Annotated in this window: 18 protein-coding genes; 13 read left to right on the forward strand and 5 right to left on the reverse strand. The window is 60.6% G+C overall.

Annotated elements, in window-relative coordinates:
* Positions 1-47: 47 nt before the first annotated feature.
* Complete coding sequence (locus AC07VO_RS24585) at positions 48-1,502, reverse strand: transglycosylase SLT domain-containing protein (protein WP_086946059.1); 1,455 nt, start codon at positions 1,500-1,502, stop codon at positions 48-50.
* Between the two features lie 99 nt (positions 1,503-1,601).
* Complete coding sequence (gene gloB / locus AC07VO_RS24590) at positions 1,602-2,369, reverse strand: hydroxyacylglutathione hydrolase (protein ID WP_018929622.1); 768 nt, start codon at positions 2,367-2,369, stop codon at positions 1,602-1,604.
* Between the two features lie 65 nt (positions 2,370-2,434).
* Here gloB and AC07VO_RS24595 point away from each other — a divergent pair, with 65 nt between their 5' ends.
* The 5 genes from AC07VO_RS24595 to AC07VO_RS24615 all read left to right on the forward strand — a co-directional run bounded on the left by AC07VO_RS24595 (position 2,435) and on the right by AC07VO_RS24615 (position 7,765).
* The gene (locus AC07VO_RS24595) at positions 2,435-3,193 is read left to right on the forward strand and encodes a methyltransferase domain-containing protein (protein ID WP_018929621.1); all 759 of its coding nucleotides are present in this window, start codon (positions 2,435-2,437) and stop codon (positions 3,191-3,193) included.
* A gap of 93 nt (positions 3,194-3,286) precedes the next feature.
* Positions 3,287-3,739 (forward strand): ribonuclease HI, encoded by a 453-nt coding sequence (gene rnhA, locus AC07VO_RS24600; RefSeq protein WP_086946060.1) that lies wholly within the window; start codon positions 3,287-3,289, stop codon positions 3,737-3,739.
* Between the two features lie 91 nt (positions 3,740-3,830).
* Positions 3,831-4,589 carry a DNA polymerase III subunit epsilon gene (dnaQ, locus tag AC07VO_RS24605; protein WP_007937771.1) on the forward strand — a complete coding sequence of 253 codons (759 nt, stop codon included), beginning with the start codon at positions 3,831-3,833 and terminating at the stop codon, positions 4,587-4,589.
* A gap of 291 nt (positions 4,590-4,880) precedes the next feature.
* A complete protein-coding gene (locus tag AC07VO_RS24610) occupies positions 4,881-7,136 on the forward strand; it encodes an Orn/Lys/Arg family decarboxylase (protein ID WP_086946061.1) in 2,256 nt (751 codons plus the stop codon).
* A 14-nt stretch (positions 7,137-7,150) separates the two neighbouring features.
* Entirely contained in the window at positions 7,151-7,765 is a 615-nt protein-coding gene (locus AC07VO_RS24615) for a GNAT family N-acetyltransferase (RefSeq protein WP_007937773.1), read from the forward strand.
* Here AC07VO_RS24615 and AC07VO_RS24620 read toward each other — a convergent pair.
* Both AC07VO_RS24620 and AC07VO_RS24625 read right to left on the reverse strand, forming a co-directional pair.
* Complete coding sequence (locus AC07VO_RS24620) at positions 7,731-8,624, reverse strand: LysR substrate-binding domain-containing protein (protein WP_019579322.1); 894 nt, start codon at positions 8,622-8,624, stop codon at positions 7,731-7,733. The genes AC07VO_RS24615 and AC07VO_RS24620 overlap by 35 nt on opposite strands.
* A gap of 88 nt (positions 8,625-8,712) precedes the next feature.
* On the reverse strand, positions 8,713-8,949 hold the full coding sequence (locus AC07VO_RS24625; protein ID WP_018929617.1) for a hypothetical protein: 237 nt from the start codon (positions 8,947-8,949) through the stop codon (positions 8,713-8,715).
* A 184-nt stretch (positions 8,950-9,133) separates the two neighbouring features.
* Here AC07VO_RS24625 and AC07VO_RS24630 point away from each other — a divergent pair, with 184 nt between their 5' ends.
* Entirely contained in the window at positions 9,134-9,694 is a 561-nt protein-coding gene (locus AC07VO_RS24630; RefSeq protein WP_086946062.1) for an NADPH-dependent FMN reductase, read from the forward strand.
* 144 nt (positions 9,695-9,838) lie between these two features.
* Complete coding sequence (locus AC07VO_RS24635; protein WP_086946063.1) at positions 9,839-11,122, forward strand: arsenic transporter; 1,284 nt, start codon at positions 9,839-9,841, stop codon at positions 11,120-11,122.
* Positions 11,123-11,144: 22 nt separating this feature from the next.
* Here AC07VO_RS24635 and AC07VO_RS24640 read toward each other — a convergent pair whose 3' ends face one another.
* The gene (locus AC07VO_RS24640) at positions 11,145-12,095 is read right to left on the reverse strand and encodes a DUF1853 family protein (protein ID WP_086946064.1); all 951 of its coding nucleotides are present in this window, start codon (positions 12,093-12,095) and stop codon (positions 11,145-11,147) included.
* Between the two features lie 112 nt (positions 12,096-12,207).
* On the opposite strand from AC07VO_RS24640, the gene AC07VO_RS24645 reads away from it, so the two are divergent.
* The 6 genes from AC07VO_RS24645 to pepN are packed head-to-tail and all read left to right on the forward strand — an operon-like array spanning position 12,208 to position 18,722.
* The gene (locus AC07VO_RS24645; protein WP_007906781.1) at positions 12,208-13,098 is read left to right on the forward strand and encodes an NAD(+) kinase; all 891 of its coding nucleotides are present in this window, start codon (positions 12,208-12,210) and stop codon (positions 13,096-13,098) included.
* On the forward strand, positions 13,095-14,069 hold the full coding sequence (locus AC07VO_RS24650; RefSeq protein WP_172901237.1) for a metallophosphoesterase: 975 nt from the start codon (positions 13,095-13,097) through the stop codon (positions 14,067-14,069). The genes AC07VO_RS24645 and AC07VO_RS24650 overlap by 4 nt, the downstream gene beginning before the upstream one ends.
* Positions 14,066-14,935, forward strand: a complete 870-nt coding sequence (locus AC07VO_RS24655) for a rhomboid family intramembrane serine protease (protein ID WP_019648963.1) — start codon at positions 14,066-14,068, stop codon at positions 14,933-14,935. The genes AC07VO_RS24650 and AC07VO_RS24655 overlap by 4 nt, the downstream gene beginning before the upstream one ends.
* A 31-nt stretch (positions 14,936-14,966) precedes the next feature.
* A complete protein-coding gene (locus AC07VO_RS24660) occupies positions 14,967-15,227 on the forward strand; it encodes a YeaC family protein (RefSeq protein ID WP_007937782.1) in 261 nt (86 codons plus the stop codon).
* A complete protein-coding gene (locus AC07VO_RS24665) occupies positions 15,224-16,054 on the forward strand; it encodes a DUF2797 domain-containing protein (RefSeq protein ID WP_018929611.1) in 831 nt (276 codons plus the stop codon). Before AC07VO_RS24660 ends, AC07VO_RS24665 begins: the two co-directional genes overlap by 4 nt.
* Before the next feature lie 10 nt (positions 16,055-16,064).
* Positions 16,065-18,722, forward strand: coding sequence for an aminopeptidase N (gene pepN, locus AC07VO_RS24670; RefSeq protein ID WP_086946065.1), 2,658 nt, complete (start codon positions 16,065-16,067; stop codon positions 18,720-18,722).
* Positions 18,723-18,991 lie beyond the last annotated feature (269 nt).

Genomic DNA, 18,991 nt, shown 5'->3' on the forward strand with positions numbered 1-18,991 from the left:
GGGAGCAAGCTCCCTCGCCACAAAAGCCCCTAGGCAGGGCGTGCTGTTTAATGCGGGGAAGAAACCGTCAGCATCTGACCCGGTTTCAGCGCCTGGCCTACCCGAGGGTTCCAGCGCTTGAGGTGTTGCATTTCGACATTGAAACGTTTGGCAACCATGTACAACGAGTCGCCTTGCTGGACCTTGTACTGGGTCTGCGGTTTCTGTTTGTCTGACTTGCCGCTGGTTTTGCTGTTCGCCGCCACGACAGTGTTGATGCGACCGCCGCTGCGCTTGCTGGTGTCCTGCATCACAAGGGTCTGGCCGACCTTGAGGTTCTTGCCGTTCAGCTTGTTCCAGCGTTGCAGGTCCTTGACGTCGACCTTGTTGGCCCTGGCAATGGAGGCCAGATTTTCTCCGCGCTTGACCCGGTAGGCGCGCTTGATGCTGGCGATTTCGCTGTCGTCGGCACCTTCGAACACCGGCTTGAGCGGCCGCTGGCTGATCAGCTCTTCAGGACGCATGGTCGACAGGCTGGCAGTCAGCAGTTGCGCCTTGGACGTCGGCACCAGCAGATGCTGGGGACCGTCGATGGTAGTGCGTTGCTTGAAGGCCGGGTTGAGCTGGAACAGTTCGTCTTCGTCGATGTTGGCCACCGCGGCAACCTTGGACAGGTCCATGCGCTGGTTGATTTCGACGACCTGGAAGTACGGTTCGTTGGCGATCGACTTGAGGTTCACGCCATAGGCATCGGGCGCCAACACCACTTGCGACAGAGCCAGCAGCTTCGGCACATAGGCCTGGGTTTCCGCTGGCAGCGGCAGGTTCCAATAGTCGGTTGGAAGACCGAGTTTCTCGTTGCGCTCGATGGCCCGGCTGACCGTGCCTTCGCCGGCGTTGTAGGCCGCCAGGGCCAATAGCCAGTCACCGTTGAACATGTCGTGCAGGCGGGTCAGGTAATCCATGGCCGCGGTGGTCGAGGCGGTGATATCGCGACGGCCATCATAGAAACGGGTTTGACGCAGGTTGAAGTAACGCCCGGTGGAAGGAATGAATTGCCAAAGGCCCACCGCGTCGGCCCGGGAATAGGCCATCGGGTTGTAGGCGCTTTCAATCACTGGCAACAGCGCCAGTTCCAGCGGCATGTTGCGCTCTTCGAGGCGTTCGACGATGTAGTGAATGTAGAGGCTGCCGCGTTCGCCGGCGTTTTCGAGGAAGGACGGGTTGCTGGCGAACCACAGGCGCTGCTGCTCGATGCGCGGGTTGACGCCCAGGTTGTCCTGCAACTGGAAGCCCTGGCGCATGCGCTCCCAGACGTCCTGGGGAACTTGCGGTGTTGGTTTTTCGCTGAGCCAGATTGGTTTTTGCTTGGCTCGCGCGGCGATATTCGGTGTGTGTGTCGCTTCGGTCTGCGGCACATGGCTTGAACAGCCCGCCAAAGTGGCGGACACAGCCACCGCGATGGCTTGAGCCAAGCGGGTCAATGCGTCTGAATTGGTGGCTTTACGAATAGGTGACGACATTGGCTGGAAGTAAGTTCCGGGCGAAAATGTCGGGCGATTCTAGAAAGCACACCCCCTGCGGTCAACCATTCAGAATTTTTGTACCATTGCGCAGGCAGCTTAGAACGTATCTTTCCAAGCCCGCAATGCAGCAAAGACCGCACTCGGAGCCCGGTTTTCGGTTCCATTCCGTTCGTCCACTTTTTCTTTAACGGATGTTTCGCCGGTACGCAAAAACGGATTGGTGAGCTTTTCCAGCGCCAGGGTCGAAGGCAGCGTCATGATTCCGGCTTCCCGTTGACGGGTGACTTTGGCCAGTCGTTCGAGGGTGTCGGGATTGCCCGGTTCGACCGCCACGGCAAACTTCAGATTGCTCAGGGTGTACTCGTGGGTGCAGTAGACCAGCGTGTCTTCGGGAAGTGCCGCGAGGCGGCTCAGCGAGTGATGCATTTGCTCGGGCGTGCCTTCGAACAAGCGTCCGCAACCGGCAGCGAACAGGGTGTCGCCGCAAAACAGATGACCACGGTGGTAATAGGCGATATGCCCGAGGGTATGGCCCGGTACTGTGATGACATCGAAATCCCAGCCCAGCACGTTGATCCGGTCGCTGTCCTTGAGGGCCACGTCCCGTGCCGGGATGGTCTCGCTGGCCGGGCCATGGACGGTTGCGTCTGTCGCTTTTTTCAGCCGCTCGACGCCGCCGACATGGTCATGATGGTGATGAGTGATCAGAATATCGCTTAGCACCCAACCCGGGTGCGCCGCGAGCCACGCCTCTACGGGCGCGGCATCGCCCGGATCGACTACGGCGCAGCGCTGGGTGCTGTGGTCTTGTAACAACCAGATGTAGTTGTCGGTGAAGGCGGGCAGGGCACTGATCTGTATCATCGTCGGATTCGCCAAGCGGAAAACATTGGCGCATCTTAGAGCTTCCTGGCGCGTTGGAGAATGCAATGACCGATAAAGCGTTCGCTCAGGCTGATCCTGACTGGCTGGCATTGATCAGCGCGGCCCGTGACTGGCTGTCCGGTCCCATCGGGCAATTTTTGCTGGACGAAGAACGACGCATGCTCGAAGACGAGTTGGGGCGCTTCTTCGGCGGCTATCTGGTGCATTACGGCCCCTCGGCACAGACGCCACCGGCGGCGCCGCAGGTGCAGCGCAATGTGCGACTCGGCGCGCCGTTGCCGGGGGTCGAGATCGTCTGCGAAGAGCAGGCCTGGCCCTTGAGCGAGCATGCCGCCGATGTGGTGGTGTTGCAGCATGGTCTGGATTTCTGCCTGTCGCCACACGGCTTGTTGCGCGAAGCGGCGAGCAGTGTGCGCCCCGGCGGGCATCTGCTGATTATCGGGATCAACCCCTGGAGCAGTTGGGGCCTGCGTCATGTGTTTGCCCATGACGCCTTGCGCAAGGCGCGCTGCATTTCGCCGTCGCGGGTCAGCGACTGGCTGAACCTGCTGGGCTTCGCGCTGGAGAAACGCCGCTTCGGGTGCTATCGTCCGCCGCTTGCGTCACCTGCCTGGCAAGCTCGTCTGGCCGGTTGGGAGCGCAAGGCCGGTGACTGGCAATTGTCGGGTGGCGGCTTCTATTTATTAGTCGCGCGCAAGATCGTGGTGGGGCTGCGGCCGGTGCGCCAGGTACGGCGCGAGCCGATGGGCAAGCTGATTCCGTTGCCGATGGCCAAGGTCAATCGTCGTCACATCGAACCGTAATACACTTTTTTATATTCCCGGCCGGGTATGCCCCGGCCTCGGGCATCGTCGGTCACCGATCGGCGAGCCAGCGCATTTTCTGGATAGATTGGCATGAGCGATAGCGTAGAACTCTTCACCGATGGCGCCTGCAAGGGCAACCCTGGCCCAGGCGGCTGGGGCGCGTTGCTGGTGTGCAAGGGCGTTGAAAAAGAACTCTGGGGCGGCGAAGCCAACACCACCAACAACCGCATGGAGCTGATGGGGGCGATCCGTGGCCTGGAAGAGCTCAAGCGTTCTTGCGACGTGCTGCTGGTGACCGACTCCCAGTACGTGATGAAAGGCATCAACGAGTGGATGGCCAACTGGAAGAAACGCGGCTGGAAAACCGCCGCGAAGGAACCAGTGAAAAACGCCGACCTGTGGAAACTGCTCGACGAGCAGGTCCACCGCCACAACGTCACCTGGAAATGGGTGCGCGGGCACATCGGCCATCATGGCAACGAACGGGCCGACCAACTGGCCAACCGTGGCGTGGATGAAGTGCGCGGGTACAAACAGGCTTGATTCCGGCGTAACACGGTCTATCTGAAAGACCCCCGCGAGCGTGTTAACATCGCCGCTTTTGCACGATTGACCCGTTGAGAGCTGAGCACTGATGGCCACCAGATCCGTTGTACTCGATACCGAAACCACCGGCATGCCGGTGACCGACGGCCACCGGATTATCGAAATCGGTTGTGTCGAGTTGATCGGTCGGCGCCTGACCGGCCGGCATTTCCACGTTTACCTGCAACCGGATCGCGAGAGTGACGAAGGCGCCATCGGCGTCCACGGCATCACTAACGAATTTCTGGTGGGCAAGCCGCGTTTCACTGAAGTGGCCGATGAATTTTTCGAGTTCATCAAGGGCGCACAGCTGATCATCCATAACGCGGCGTTCGACGTTGGCTTCATCAACAACGAATTTGCCCTGATGGGCCAGCACGATCGCGCGGACATCACACAACACTGCACGATCCTCGACACCCTGATAATGGCCCGGGAACGTCACCCGGGGCAGCGCAACAGCCTCGACGCCTTGTGCAAACGCTATGGCGTCGACAACTCCGGCCGTGAACTGCACGGCGCCTTGCTCGACTCCGAGATTCTCGCCGACGTTTACCTGACCATGACCGGCGGCCAGACCAGCCTGTCGCTGGCCGGTAACGCGTCCGATGGCAACGGTTCGGGCGAAGGCGCCGATAATTCCGCCACGGAAATCCGTCGTCTGCCGGCCGATCGCCAGCCGACCCGGATCATCCGCGCCAGTGAAGAGGATCTGGCCCAACACGTTGCGCGCCTGGAAGCCATCGCCAAATCCGCCGGCGCGCCGTCGCTGTGGCAGCAATTGGCCGAGGCCAAGGCCCAGGCCTGAGTCCCTTCGAGCGGAAGGTTTTTTGTGGCGAGGGAGCTTGCTCCCGCTCGACTGCGCAGCAGTCGCAAATCCTGCCAATATGGTTCCGAGCGAATGCAGGGGGGGCGCTTCGCAGCCCAACGGGAGCAAGCTCACTCGCCACAGGTATCTTTCTCGACACCGAGTTTGCTGGCCACATGATGGTGCGCCGGCCGGCCCACTTCAGGGCATCCCCCTCGCCACATGCGCTCCAACCCTCTACCCTGAGGTGATTGGCAGGCCACGGTCTGCCGCCTCAGGACGCCGAGCCTCATGTATAAAGATTTGAAATTCCCGGTCCTGATCGTCCACCGCGACATCAAGGCCGACACCGTTGCCGGTGATCGTGTGCGTGGCATTGCCCGGGAGCTGGAGCAGGAAGGTTTCAGTATCGTTTCGGCGGTCGATTACACCGAGGGGCGTCTGGTCGCCTCGACCCATCACGGCCTTGCCTGCATGTTGATTGCCGCCGAAGACGCCAGCACCCACGCGCATCTTCTGCACAACATGGCCGAACTGATTCGCCTGGCGCGGGTTCGGGCGCCGGAGCTGCCGATTTTCGCCCTGGGCGAGCAAGTCACCCTGGAAAACGCCCCGGCCGACGCCATGGCCGAGCTCAATCAGCTGCGCGGCATTCTCTATTTGTTCGAAGACACCGTGCCATTTCTTGCCCGTCAGGTTGCCCGCGCGGCGCGCAAGTACCTGGACGGCCTGTTGCCGCCGTTCTTCAAGGCGTTGGTGCAGCACACCGCAGACTCCAATTATTCCTGGCACACGCCGGGGCATGGCGGCGGCGTGGCGTATCACAAGAGCCCGGTAGGGCAGGCGTTTCACCAGTTTTTCGGGGAAAATACCCTGCGTTCGGATTTGTCGGTGTCGGTGCCGGAACTCGGTTCGCTGCTCGATCACACTGGCCCGCTGGCTGAGGCGGAAGCGCGAGCGGCTCGCAACTTCGGCGCCGATCACACCTTTTTCGTGATCAATGGCACCTCGACCGCCAACAAGATCGTCTGGCATTCCATGGTGGCACGCGATGATCTGGTGCTGGTGGATCGCAACTGCCACAAGTCAGTGTTGCACGCAATCATCATGACCGGCGCGATTCCGCTGTACCTGTGCCCGGAGCGCAATGAGCTGGGGATCATTGGCCCGATTCCGTTGAGTGAGTTCAGCCGCGAATCAATCCAGGCCAAGATCGACGCGAGCCCACTGACCCAGGGCCGCGAGCCCAAGGTCAAGTTGGCGGTGGTGACCAACTCGACTTATGACGGCCTCTGTTACAACGCCGAACTGATCAAACAGAGCCTGGGCAACAGCGTCGAGGTGCTGCATTTCGACGAGGCCTGGTTCGCCTACGCGGCATTCCACGAGTTCTTCGCCGGCCGTTATGGCATGGGCACGTCCCGCAGCGAAGACAGCCCCTTGGTGTTCACCACTCACTCCACACACAAACTGCTGGCGGCGTTCAGCCAGGCGTCGATGATTCACGTGCAGGACGGCGGTGCACGGCAGCTGGATCGTGACCGTTTCAACGAAGCGTTCATGATGCACATCTCGACCTCGCCGCAGTACAGCATCATCGCCTCGCTGGACGTGGCCTCGGCGATGATGGAAGGGCCGGCCGGTCGTTCGTTGCTACAGGAAATGTTCGACGAAGCCCTGAGTTTTCGCCGGGCGCTGGCCAATCTGCGCCAGCATATCGCCGCCGATGACTGGTGGTTTTCCATCTGGCAGCCGCCCTCGGTCGAAGCCATCGAGCAGGTGGCCGCCGAAGCCTGGCTGCTGCAACCCGACGCCGATTGGCACGGCTTTGGCGGCGTGACTGACGACTATGTGCTGCTCGATCCGATTAAGGTCACGCTGGTGATGCCGGGGCTGACGGCGGGCGGCGCGCTGAGTGCGCGGGGGATTCCGGCGGCGGTAGTCAGCAAGTTCCTCTGGGAACGCGGGCTGGTCGTGGAAAAGACTGGGCTGTATTCATTCCTGGTGCTGTTCTCGATGGGCATTACCAAGGGCAAATGGAGCACGCTGCTGACCGAGTTACTGGAGTTCAAGCGCAGCTACGACGCCAACGTCAGCCTGGCCACCTGCCTGCCGTGCGTGGCGCAACAGAACATGGCCCGTTATCAAGGCATGGGGTTGCGCGATCTGTGCGATCAATTGCACGCCTGTTATCGCAGCAACGCCACGGCCAAACACCTCAAACGCATGTACACGGTGTTGCCGGAAGTCGCGATGAAGCCAGCGGACGCCTATGATCAATTGGTACGCGGGGAAGTGGAGGCCGTTTCGATCGATGCCCTGGACGGGCGGATCGCGGCAGTGATGCTGGTGCCATACCCGCCGGGGATCCCGTTGATCATGCCCGGCGAGCGTTTCACCGAGTCGACCCGCTCGATCATCGATTACCTGAAGTTTGCCCGGGCGTTCGACAGCAGCTTCCCCGGGTTTGTCGCCGATGTGCATGGCTTGCAACATGAAGACGAGGGCAATGGACGGCACTACACCGTCGATTGCATCAAGGAATGAGGACCTTTGCGAGTATGCAGCCCGTCATGAATCCCAAATACCCGGGCCTCTCGGTGCGTGTCGCCGATGAGGGTTTTGCGGCTTATATCTGGGGCAGTGATTTCAGTTTTGAAGTCGCCGCCTATGGCGCAGCAGAAATCGGCAAGCCGGTGGCGCAGTGGCCGGTGACGCCAATCACCCCGTATCGCAAGTGCTACGGCATCGATCCCGAAGAGTTCAGCAGCTTTCGCGACGCCGCCGACAGTGCGATTTTCATGGCCTATCTGGATGATGAGCCGGTGGGCCACCTGGTGGTCAGCACCAACTGGAACGGTTTCGCCCATATCGATGAATTGGCGGTGCATGCACCGGCGCGTCGCCATGGCGTGGCCAAGGCGTTGCTGGACGTAGCGCAGTTCTGGAGCCGCAAGAAAAAGCTGCCGGGCATCATGCTGGAAACCCAGAACAATAATCTCGGGGCCTGCCGGCTGTATGAACGCTGTGGCTACGTGGTTGGCGGGATCGATCATCTGCGTTATCGCGGGATCGACCCGAATACCGCCGAAGTCGCATTGTTCTGGTATCGATTGTTCGATAACCCGCTGGAAAAACCGATCAGCTCGCCAGCATCGCCACGGCTTGTTCCGTGATGATGTCCAGCAGCGTCTGAACCGCCGGAGAGGGCTCGGCGTTTTTCAGGCGCAGAGCGTAGACGCTGACCGGTACCGCAGGCGCCAGCGGGCAGGCATCGAGCCCGGCCGATTTGGCGCCGAGGGCGGTAAACGGATCGACAATCGCCAGGCCTTCACCGGCCTCGACCATGCTGCGCATCATTTGATGCGTCTGCACCCGGGTCTGGATGACCGGGGCAGGGCGCAGCGCATGCAGCTTGTTGTCCAGCGCCGGGCTGAGCGGGTCGTGACCTTCCAGGCCGACCATTGACTGGCCGGCCAAGTCTTGCAGGGAAATGTACTTTTGTTTCGGTTGCAGCCAGCCATGGGGTGCCAATAGCTGGAGCTTGCCCTGGGCGATGACCTGGCAATCGATATCGGCATGGTCCGGGTCGTGCAGGCTCAGGCCCAGATCGCTTTCGCGCAGCAGCAGGCTTCTGACAATCTCGCGGGTCGGTTGGCTCAGGAGGGTGCAAGGTGCATCGGGGAGACGTCGGCGCAGCGCCGCGATGCTCTGCGGCAACAGTTGTTGCGCCAGCGGCGGGGTGCAGATGATTCGCAGGGGCGGGGCCAGATATTGCTTGAGGCTGCTGGCCAGTCGCTGGACCGGCTCAAGGGCCTCGTAGACGCGGGCGATCTCGACCTGCAACTCCCTCGCCTCGCGCGTGGCTTGCAGACGGCCACGCACGCTGGCAAACAGCATGAAACCCAACTGATCCTCGGCATCGCGCAACGTGCGTTCAACCTCGGTCACGGGCAACTGCAACCATTCGGCCGCGGTGCCCAGGTGACCGGTCTGCAGGAGCGCCTGGATCACTTCGATATGACGTAAACGCATGCGTGAAGTCCATGTTCAGCAGGTGAGGGAGTCAGTGACTGAATCCTAACTCAAGTGCGCGCATATGACTTCTGCTCATAACAGCGGGTTATGAAGCGACGTTCGTTTCAGGTTCGCGAATGAGGGTGACACCGGTTTGCACCAGCACAAACGCGTTGTCGTCGAGTTTGTTGACCCGATCGCCAATGGCCAGTTTATAGGTGGTGACAGGCGCAGAGCCGGCGAGGCCGTCGTGCGACAGGGTGGATTCCTGGAACTCATGCACGGAATAAACACGGCCTTCCGCGTCTCTTGCATGGAACTGACCGACGAGTACTGCTGCCATCTGCTTAGAACCTCTGGAGATAAATCACTCAATTTGCGGTTCTGTAGACCGTGGTTGGGCGAGGTAAGTTTTCCTACAGGAAAAAAATAGTCAGGGGCGGCGATTTTCCGTCGCCCGCTGGTTGAATCGTCATTTGATCATCTATAACTAGAAGCTCTTTCCATCGAACAGTCGAGTATCTTCCATGAGCAACGTCTACGAGATCGCCGTTCTGGTCGGCAGCCTGAGAAAAGCATCGATCAACCGCAAGGTCGCGCTGGCGCTGGCCGAGCTGGCGCCTGCCAATCTGAAGCTGACGATCGTCGAAATCGGCGATTTGCCGCTGTACAACGAAGACATCGATGGCGATTCACCGCCGGCAGCCTACAGCACTTTCCGACAACAAGTGCGCTCATCCGACGCGGTGCTGTTCGTGACCCCGGAATACAACCGTTCGGTGCCGGCGCCGTTGAAGAATGCGATTGACGTCGGTTCGCGTCCCTATGGCCAGAGTGTCTGGGACGGCAAGCCGGGTGCGGTGATCAGCGCTTCACCGGGCGCCGTCGGCGGATTTGGCGCCAACCACAATGTGCGCCAGTCGATGGTGTTTCTCAATGTGCCGTGCATGCAGCAGCCGGAAGCTTATCTGGGCGGTATGGGTTCAGCGTTCGACGAGGCGGGCAAGTTGTCGGAGTCGCTCAAGCCGTTCCTGCAGAAATTCATCAATGCGTATGGGCAGTGGGTCGAGCAGCATAAAAAGCCATGACCACTTCCGTTTAGCTCGTAGCAGCTGCCTCGCAGGCTCGGCAGCTGCTACATCAGGCATTTCATCCCACCTTCACTTTACGGCCTATTCAAACCTCCCTATATTCCGCGCTTCGTTTTTCCGTCGGGCTGGAACCGGGTTTATATGCTCATCGCATCGTTGATTTTTTTGCTGACCATCACCCTGGTGATCTGGCAACCCAAAGGCCTGGGCGTCGGCTGGAGTGCGGTATTCGGCGCGGTGCTGGCACTGCTGTCCGGGGTGGTGCACCTGAGCGATATTCCGCTGGTATGGCAGATCATCTGGAATGCCACTGGCACCTTCGTTGCGCTGATTATCATCAGCCTGCTGCTGGATGAGGCGGGGTTCTTTGCCTGGGCCGCGTTGCATGTGGCCCGTTGGGGGCGGGGCAGCGGGCGCAAGCTCTTTGCTTATATGGTGCTGCTCGGCGCACTGGTCTCGGCGTTGTTCGCCAATGACGGCGCGGCGCTGATTCTTACGCCGATCGTGATTTCCATGCTGCTGGCGTTGCGTTTTCCCCCGGCGGCGACCCTGGCGTTCGTGATGGGCGCCGGTTTCATCGCCGACACCGCGAGCCTGCCGCTGGTAGTGTCGAACCTTGTGAACATTGTTTCGGCTGACTTCTTCAAGATCAGTTTCAACCGCTACGCCGCGGTGATGATTCCGGTCAATCTGGTAAGCGTGGCGGCGACCCTGGCAATGTTGATGGTGTTTTTCCGTCGCGACATCCCCCGTGATTACCATCCCGAGCAGTTGGCAGACCCGGCCACCGCGATTCACGACACTGCAACGTTTTATGCCGGTTGGGTGGTGTTGGTGATTCTGCTGCTCGGCTGCTTTGCCCTTGAGCCGTTGGGCATTCCGATCAGCGCGATCTCCGCGGTGTGCGCTGCATTGCTGCTGGCCATTGCCGCCCGTGGCCACAAGATTTCCACGCGTAAGGTGATGAAAGAAGCGCCGTGGCAGATCGTGATTTTTTCCTTAGGGATGTACCTCGTGGTGTATGGCCTGCGCAACGCCGGGCTAACCGGGTATCTGGCCGGTTGGCTGGATGGCTTCGCCGGTTACGGCGTGTGGGGCGCGGCCATGGGCACCGGGGTGCTGACGGCGTTGCTGTCGTCAGTGATGAACAATCTGCCGACCGTGCTGATCGGCTTGCTCTCGATCGATGCCAGTCAGGCGACCGGCGTGGCGAAAGAGGCGATGATCTACGCCAACGTCATCGGCAGCGACCTGGGGCCGAAAATCACCCCGATCGGCAGTCTGGCGACCTTGCTGTGGCTGCATGTGCTGCAGCGCAAGAATATCCGGATTGGCTGGGGCTACTACTTCAAGGTCGGGGTTGTGCTGACGGTGCCGGTGTTGTTGGTGACGTTGGCGGCCTTGGCGTTGCGGTTATCCATCTAGACCGGGCGGACACTGCAAGCGCTCAACCACTGCCCGGCACATTCGGCCAAAGATCGGACACCAGGAACAGCCGCTCGGCCTCTTCCCAATCCCCTTTGGCATTCTCTGTCAGCCGCACCATCAATTGCGCCGGTGCCAGCGGGTCCAGATCACTCAGCCACGCCTTCAGCTGTTCAGCGCTCCAGGTCTGCTCCTCGGGATAGTGCGCCGGCGCCAGCCAGGCATGGCGGGGCAGGGGTTGCCAGCGACCGAACGGACGCTGCACGACAAACTCCGCCCAATCCTTCTGGTGCAGCCAGCTACCGCGTAAATGCTGAGGGTGTGCGCCACTCGGTGGTTCGGCCTGCCCAGGCCACGGATAGAGCAGATAACCGCCCAGCCATAGATGCGCGCTGAACTGCTGGATATCCAGCGACGCCAGCACCTCACGGCTTTCCGCCCGTGCGGAAATCGGCAGTTGATGCCGGCTCAGGTGTTCCAGTTTGCGGTCCAGCCGATCATGGCAACCCGGTCCAAGCCATTGCGCGGTGTCACGGCCGTCACCGTTCTGCGGGCCGAGATAGAGCTTGATCGCCAGTTCCAGGTGATGCACACCATCGCGATCGCGCAGCAGCATGTCCAGCTCGCCCAAGGTGTGGCCTTCACGGCGGATCGGCATGTTGGCGGCGATCAGCTCGATCCCCGGTGCGTGACGCACGGCGTACTGCCACAGCCGTTCGTAGTACAAACCCAGGCGCCGGGTCCTGGCCTGGGCCAGCCAGTGCAGCAAATCGTAACTGTCACGATCCAGATGCCTGAGCCAGTGTTCCAGGCGCTCCGGCGCCTGCACCCAATCGCTGCCGGCCAGGGGATGACGCTGCGGCCACGGGGTGGCGTCGAGCATCGGCGGCGCGAGGATGACCCAAGCCAGGTCGCGCACTTCAGGGTGGCGCAACTGGTGAGGTAACTGGAGCAAGTCTGGAAATAGGATCATCTTGCGAGCATAGCCCGAAACTAGAGCACACCGTTGTGGCTGAAAGGGTTTTGTCTACGCCGCGCTTTCGCCCATAATCGTGTTTTTCGCCGCCACACGCGTTAGGGGCCTCATGGAGCAATTTCGTAATATCGGCATCATCGGTCGCCTGGGCAGTTCTCAGGTGCTGGATACCGTCCGCCGACTGAAACGGTTTCTGCTCGATCGTCACCTGCACGTGATCCTCGAAGACACCATCGCCGAAGTCCTGCCGGGCCATGGCCTGCAAACTTCGTCGCGCAAGATGCTCGGTGAAGTCTGTGACATGGTGATTGTGGTCGGTGGTGACGGCAGCCTGCTGGGCGCTGCCCGGGCGCTGGCCCGGCACAACATCCCGGTGCTCGGTATCAACCGTGGCAGCCTGGGATTCCTCACCGATATTCGCCCCGATGAGCTGGAAGTCAAAGTCGCCGAAGTGCTCGACGGCCATTACCTGGTGGAAAACCGCTTCCTGTTGCAAGCCGAAGTCCGGCGCCACGCCGAGGCCATCGGCCAGGGCGATGCGCTGAACGATGTAGTGCTGCACCCCGGCAAGTCGACGCGAATGATCGAGTTCGAGCTGTACATCGACGGCCAGTTCGTCTGCAGCCAGAAGGCCGACGGCCTGATCGTTGCCACGCCGACCGGTTCGACCGCTTACGCGCTGTCTGCGGGCGGCCCGATCATGCATCCCAAGCTCGACGCTATTGTGATTGTGCCGATGTACCCCCATACCTTGTCGGGTAGGCCGATTGTGGTCGATGGCAACAGTGAGCTGAAAATCGTCGTGTCCAAAGATATGCAGATTTACCCGCAAGTCTCCTGTGATGGGCAGAACCACTTCACCTGCGCGCCCGGTGACACCATCACCATCAGCAAGAAAGCGCAGAAGCTGCGGCTGATTCACCCACTCGACCACAACTACTACGAAGTCTGCCGGACCAAGCTCGGCTGGGGCAGCAAGTTGGGTGGTGGAGGCGACTGATGCTCGATCCCGCGCGTAGCTACGACCTGATCGGTGACGTGCACGGTTGCGCTCTGACCCTTGAGCACTTGCTCGACCGGCTCGGTTACCACAAACAGGCAGGTGTCTGGCGGCATCCGTCGCGCATGGCGGTGTTCCTCGGCGACATCATCGACCGCGGCCCGCGGATTCGCGAGGCGCTGCACATCGTCCACGACATGGTCGAGGCCGGCCAGGCGCTGTGCATCATGGGCAACCATGAGTTCAACGCCCTCGGCTGGAGCACGCCGGCGCTGCCGGGCAGCGGCAAACAGTTCGTGCGCGAGCACACCCCGCGCCACGCCCGCCTGCTTCAGGAAACCCTGACCCAGTTCGAAGATCATCCCCAGGATTGGCACGACTTCCTGCAATGGTTCTACAAGCTGCCATTGTTCGTCGATGCCGAGCGTTTCCGCGTGGTGCATGCCTGTTGGGATGCCAGCCTGATCGAGCCGTTGCGCGGGTTGTTCCCCGACGGTTGCATCGACGAGCATTTCCTCCAGGCCTCCGCAGTGCCCGGCAGTTTCGCCTGCACCGTGTTCGATCGCCTGCTGCGCGGCACCGACATGCGCTTGCCCCACGGCTTGACCATGACCAGCGGCGACGGCCTGACGCGCTCGTTTTTCCGCACTAAATTCTGGGAAGACGACCCGCAAACCTACGGAGACATCGTGTTCCAGCCCGACGCCTTGCCCGAGCCGGTGGCCCGCACGCCGCTGTCGTCCAGTGAAAAAGACAACTTGCTGCGCTACGGCATCGATGAGCCGATGCTGTTCGTCGGCCACTACTGGCGCAGCGGCAAACCGGCGCCGATCCGCCCGAACCTGGCGTGCCTGGATTACAGCGCGGTGCTCTACGGCAAACTGGTCGCTTATCGTCTGGATCAGGAAACCCGTCTCGACCCGCATAAATTTGTCTGGGTCGATGTCGAGCGGCCGGAGGTGTTGCAATGACGGCGGTGGCGGTATTGCGTCTACCACTGGCGGTAGATTTGAGCGGGTTCGTCAAACTGCTGCAGCGCATGCAAGTGCCCCATCGGGTCAGCGAAGAGGCGGGCGAGCAGGTACTGTGGGTACCGGCCAGCATCAGCGAAGACGTGCGCTCGTTGTACGAACGCTTTCCGGCCGGCGACCCCGATCAGCAACTGGATATCCCGGTGGCGCCGACCCTGCAACGTCCGGGTTTTGTCGAGCAATTGCGCCACAGCAAGGCCACGGCGTTCGTGCTGTTGCTGAGCCTGATCGTCGGCGTGGTGACGCTGCTGGGCGAAAACCTCGAGACGATGCGCTGGCTGACCTTCCTCGATTTCCGCGTGGTCGGCGAATACATCCATTTCACGCCACTGGCCGATAGCCTGGCGGCGGGGCAGTGGTGGCGTCTGGTGACGCCGATGCTGATCCACTTCGGCATCCTGCACCTGGCCATGAACGGCATGTGGTATTGGGAGCTGGGGCGGCGCATCGAGTCGCGTCAGGGCAGCATCAACCTGATCGGCCTGACGTTGCTGTTCAGCCTGGTATCCAACTATGCCCAGTTTTTTTTCAGCGGCCCGACCCTGTTTGGCGGGTTGTCCGGGGTGCTGTACGGCCTGCTCGGGCATTGCTGGATCTTCCAGTTGTTGTCGCCGAACCCTGCTTATCGCCTGCCTCGTGGGGTGTTGGTGATGATGCTGGTGTGGCTGTTGTTGTGCCTGTCGGGGCTGGTCTCGATGATCGGTTTCGGCGAAATTGCCAACGCGGCCCACGTCGGCGGGTTACTCATCGGATGCTTCACCGGTTTGTTGGGCGGTTTGTACAACCGCCGTAAACTGGCCGTCTAATCAGTTATGAATGAAGAGCGCGGAGCCCTTGATGTCCTCTTTTAACGAAATGATCAAAAACATTACCCCGGATATCTACCAGAGCCTGAAACTGGCGGTGGAAATCGGCAAATGGTCCGACGGTGGCAAACTCACCGCCGAGCAGCGCGAACTGTCCCTGCAAGCGATGATCGCCTGGGAAATCCAGAACCTGCCCGAGGAACAGCGCACCGGCTACATGGGCCCGCAGGAGTGCGCGTCGAAGTCGATCGAAGTGCCGAATATTCTGTTCAAGTCGGATGCCATCCATTGATCGAGATTGGCCGCGGTGCAATCAGCAAAATGTCGGCGCGCCTTGACGGGCCGAACGTGCAGTACGCTTTTCGTCTGGGCGACGCCGAGGTACCGGTCAATCCGTTGATCGGCACTACGGTGCGCCTGGAGTACCTGGGGGCGATCCACTGCACCCATTGCGGACGCAAGACCAAAACCAGTTTCAGCCAGGGTTACTGCTACCCGTGCATGACCAAACTGGCGCAGTGTGACATCTGCATCATGAGCCCGGAGCGTTGCCACTACGATGCCGGCACTTGCCGGGAGCCTGAGTGGGGCGAGAAGTTCTGCATGACCGACCATGTGGTTTACCTGGCCAATTCGTCGGGGATCAAGGTCGGCATTACCCGCGCCACCCAACTGCCGACCCGTTGGCTCGATCAGGGTGCCAGCCAGGCCTTGCCGATCGTGCGCGTCTCGACCCGCCAGCAGTCGGGCTTCGTCGAAGACCTGTTCCGCAGTCAAGTCGCTGACAAGACCAACTGGCGTGCTTTGCTCAAGGGCGATGCGGTGTCGGTGGACCTGGCGCAGGTTCGCGATCAGCTGTTTGAAAGCTGTGCCGAAGGTTTGCACAGTTTGCAGGAACGATTCGGCCTACAAGCAATCCAGACAATTACCGATGTCGAACCGCTCGAAATCCGCTATCCGGTCGAGCAGTACCCGGCCAAAATCGTCAGCTTCAACCTGGACAAGAACCCGATTGCCGAAGGCACGCTGTTGGGGATCAAGGGTCAATACCTGATTTTCGACACCGGCGTGATCAATATTCGTAAATACACGGCCTACCAGCTCGCCGTGCATCAGTAAGGACTCAAGCATGCGCACCGAACAACCGAAGATGATTTACCTGAAGGACTATCAGGCGCCCGAGTACCTGATCGACGAGACGCACCTGACCTTCGAGTTGTTCGAGGACCACAGCCTGGTCCATGCGCAACTGGTGATGCGCCGCAACCCTGAGCGTGGCCCGGGCCTGCCGCCATTGGTGCTCGACGGCCAGCAACTCGAGCTGCTGTCGGTGACCCTGGCCGACCAGGAGCTGAGCGCCACCGACTACCAACTGACCGAGAACCATCTGACCCTGCACCCGACCGCAACAAGCTTCACGGTCGACACCAGCGTCCGGATCCACCCGGAAACCAACACCGCCCTGGAAGGCCTGTACAAATCCGGTACCATGTTCTGCACCCAGTGCGAGGCCGAAGGTTTCCGCAAGATCACCTATTACCTCGACCGCCCGGACGTGATGAGTGCATTCACCACCACGGTGGTCGCCGAGCAGCACAGCTATCCGGTGCTGCTGTCCAACGGCAACCCGATTGCCTCCGGTCCCGGCGAAGACGGCCGCCACTGGGCGACCTGGGAAGACCCATTCAAGAAGCCTGCCTACCTGTTCGCGTTGGTGGCCGGTGACTTGTGGTGTGTCGAAGACACCTTCACCACCATGACCGAGCGCTCCGTGGCGCTGCGCATTTATGTCGAGCCAGAAAACATCGACAAGTGCCAGCACGCCATGAACAGCCTGAAGAAGTCCATGCGTTGGGACGAAGAAGTCTACGGTCGCGAGTACGACCTGGACATCTTCATGATCGTCGCGGTCAACGACTTCAACATGGGCGCCATGGAGAACAAGGGCCTCAACATCTTCAACTCCAGCGCCGTGCTGGCCCGTGCCGAAACCGCTACCGACGCCGCCCACCAGCGGGTCGAAGCGATCGTCGCCCACGAATACTTCCACAACTGGTCGGGCAACCGCGTGACCTGCCGCGACTGGTTCCAGCTGTCGCTCAAGGAAGGCTTCACCGTGTTCCGCGATTCGGAGTTCTCGGCCGACATGAACTCGGCCACGGTCAAGCGCATCCAGGACGTGGCGTACCTGCGCACCCACCAGTTCGCCGAAGACGCCGGCCCCATGGCTCACGCCGTACGCCCGGACAGCTTCATCGAGATTTCCAACTTCTACACCCTGACCGTGTACGAAAAGGGTTCGGAAGTGGTCGGCATGATCCACACCTTGCTCGGGGCCGATGGCTTCCGCAAAGGCAGCGACCTGTACTTCGAACGCCATGACGGCCAGGCCGTGACCTGCGACGACTTCATCAAGGCCATGGAAGATGCCAATGGCGTCGACCTGACCCAGTTCAAGCGCTGGTACAGCCAGGCCGGCACACCGCGTCTGGCGGTGAGCGAGTCCTACGACGCCACGGCGAAAACCTACAGCCTGACCTTCCGCCAGAGCTGCCCGGAAACCCCGGACAAGGTTGAGAAGCTGCCGTTCGTGATTCCGGTGGAGCTGGGTCTGCTTGATTCGAAAGGCGCGGCAATTGCATTGCGTCTGTCCGGTGAAGCCAGTGCTCAAGGCACTTCGCGGGTGATCTCGGTGACTGAAGCCGAGCAGACCTTCACCTTCGTCGACATTGCTGAAAAACCACTGCCGTCGTTGCTGCGCGGCTTCTCGGCGCCGGTGAAACTGAGCTTCCCGTACGACCGCGATCAACTGATGTTCCTGATGCAGCATGACAGCGACGGTTTCAACCGTTGGGATGCCGGCCAGCAGTTGTCGGTGCAGGTGCTGCAAGAGTTGATCGCCCAGCAGCAGAAGGGTGACGCGCTGGTGCTGGATCAGCGTCTGGTTGCAGCCCTGCGTACCGTGCTGTCCGACGAGACGCTGGATCAGGCGATGGTCGCTGAAATGCTCTCGCTGCCAAGCGAGGCATACCTGACCGAAATCAGCGAAGTGGCTGATGTGGAAGCGATCCACACCGCTCGCGAATTTGCGCGCAAGCAACTGGCGGACACGCTGTTCGAAGCGCTGTGGCTGCGTTATCAGGCCAATCGCGATCTGTCGAAGAAGACTCCGTATGTGGCCGAGGCCGAGCACTTCGCCCGCCGCGCACTGCAGAACATTGCGTTGTCCTACCTGATGCTCAGCGACAAGCCAGAAGTATTGGCGGCAACCCTTGAGCAGTTCGACAGCTGCGACAACATGACCGAGCGCCTGACCGCGTTGGCCGTGTTGGTGAATTCGCCGTTCGAAACGCAGAAAGCCAAGGCACTGGCGAGCTTCGCCGAGCACTTCAAGGACAATCCGCTGGTCATGGATCAGTGGTTCAGCGTTCAGGCCGGCAGTGTATTGCCAGGCGGTCTGGCGCGGGTCAAAGCCTTGATGCAACACCCGGCGTTCAACATCAAGAATCCGAACAAGGTGCGGGCACTGGTCGGCGCGTTTGCCGGACAGAACCTGATCAACTTCCACGCGGCGGATGGTTCCGGGTATCGGTTCCTGGCGGATCTGGTGATTGAGCTCAACGGCTTCAATCCGCAGATTGCTTCTCGCCAACTGGCGCCGCTGACCCGCTGGCGCAAGTACGACAGCGCCCGTCAGGCGTTGATGAAAGGCGAACTGGAGCGGATTCTCGCTTCGGGGCAGCTGTCCAGCGACGTGTACGAAGTGGTCAGCAAAAGCCTGGCCTGATCTGGTTGCCTGCTCTCTCAAGTGTTCACTCGGACCTTGTGGGGGCGGGCTTGCTCGCGATGGCGGCCTGATAGCCGACCGGGATTTTTGATGGAGTACATATCCATTTCTGCGGTAACGGCTACTTAGGGTTTCGCCCTTACGGCGAGGCACTTTTGGCAAACGCCCCAAAAGTACCCAAAAGGTCTCGCGGGTATGACTCACCCACATAGGTAACAAAACAGTTCAAGCACATAGGTAACAGTTTTTAACTGGCACTGGTCGATTCC

The organism is Pseudomonas sp. GW821-FHT03E01 (assembly GCF_059420765.1).

Coding starts and splice junctions, on each gene's coding strand:
- AC07VO_RS24585 (WP_086946059.1), bottom strand. CDS start 1,502: ATGTCGTCACCTATTCGTAAAGCCACCAATTCAGACGCATTGACCCGC.
- gloB (WP_018929622.1), bottom strand. CDS start 2,369: ATGATACAGATCAGTGCCCTGCCCGCCTTCACCGACAACTACATCTGG.
- AC07VO_RS24595 (WP_018929621.1), top strand. CDS start 2,435: ATGACCGATAAAGCGTTCGCTCAGGCTGATCCTGACTGGCTGGCATTG.
- rnhA (WP_086946060.1), top strand. CDS start 3,287: ATGAGCGATAGCGTAGAACTCTTCACCGATGGCGCCTGCAAGGGCAAC.
- dnaQ (WP_007937771.1), top strand. CDS start 3,831: ATGGCCACCAGATCCGTTGTACTCGATACCGAAACCACCGGCATGCCG.
- AC07VO_RS24610 (WP_086946061.1), top strand. CDS start 4,881: ATGTATAAAGATTTGAAATTCCCGGTCCTGATCGTCCACCGCGACATC.
- AC07VO_RS24615 (WP_007937773.1), top strand. CDS start 7,151: ATGCAGCCCGTCATGAATCCCAAATACCCGGGCCTCTCGGTGCGTGTC.
- AC07VO_RS24620 (WP_019579322.1), bottom strand. CDS start 8,624: ATGCGTTTACGTCATATCGAAGTGATCCAGGCGCTCCTGCAGACCGGT.
- AC07VO_RS24625 (WP_018929617.1), bottom strand. CDS start 8,949: ATGGCAGCAGTACTCGTCGGTCAGTTCCATGCAAGAGACGCGGAAGGC.
- AC07VO_RS24630 (WP_086946062.1), top strand. CDS start 9,134: ATGAGCAACGTCTACGAGATCGCCGTTCTGGTCGGCAGCCTGAGAAAA.
- AC07VO_RS24635 (WP_086946063.1), top strand. CDS start 9,839: ATGCTCATCGCATCGTTGATTTTTTTGCTGACCATCACCCTGGTGATC.
- AC07VO_RS24640 (WP_086946064.1), bottom strand. CDS start 12,095: ATGATCCTATTTCCAGACTTGCTCCAGTTACCTCACCAGTTGCGCCAC.
- AC07VO_RS24645 (WP_007906781.1), top strand. CDS start 12,208: ATGGAGCAATTTCGTAATATCGGCATCATCGGTCGCCTGGGCAGTTCT.
- AC07VO_RS24655 (WP_019648963.1), top strand. CDS start 14,066: ATGACGGCGGTGGCGGTATTGCGTCTACCACTGGCGGTAGATTTGAGC.
- AC07VO_RS24660 (WP_007937782.1), top strand. CDS start 14,967: ATGTCCTCTTTTAACGAAATGATCAAAAACATTACCCCGGATATCTAC.
- pepN (WP_086946065.1), top strand. CDS start 16,065: ATGCGCACCGAACAACCGAAGATGATTTACCTGAAGGACTATCAGGCG.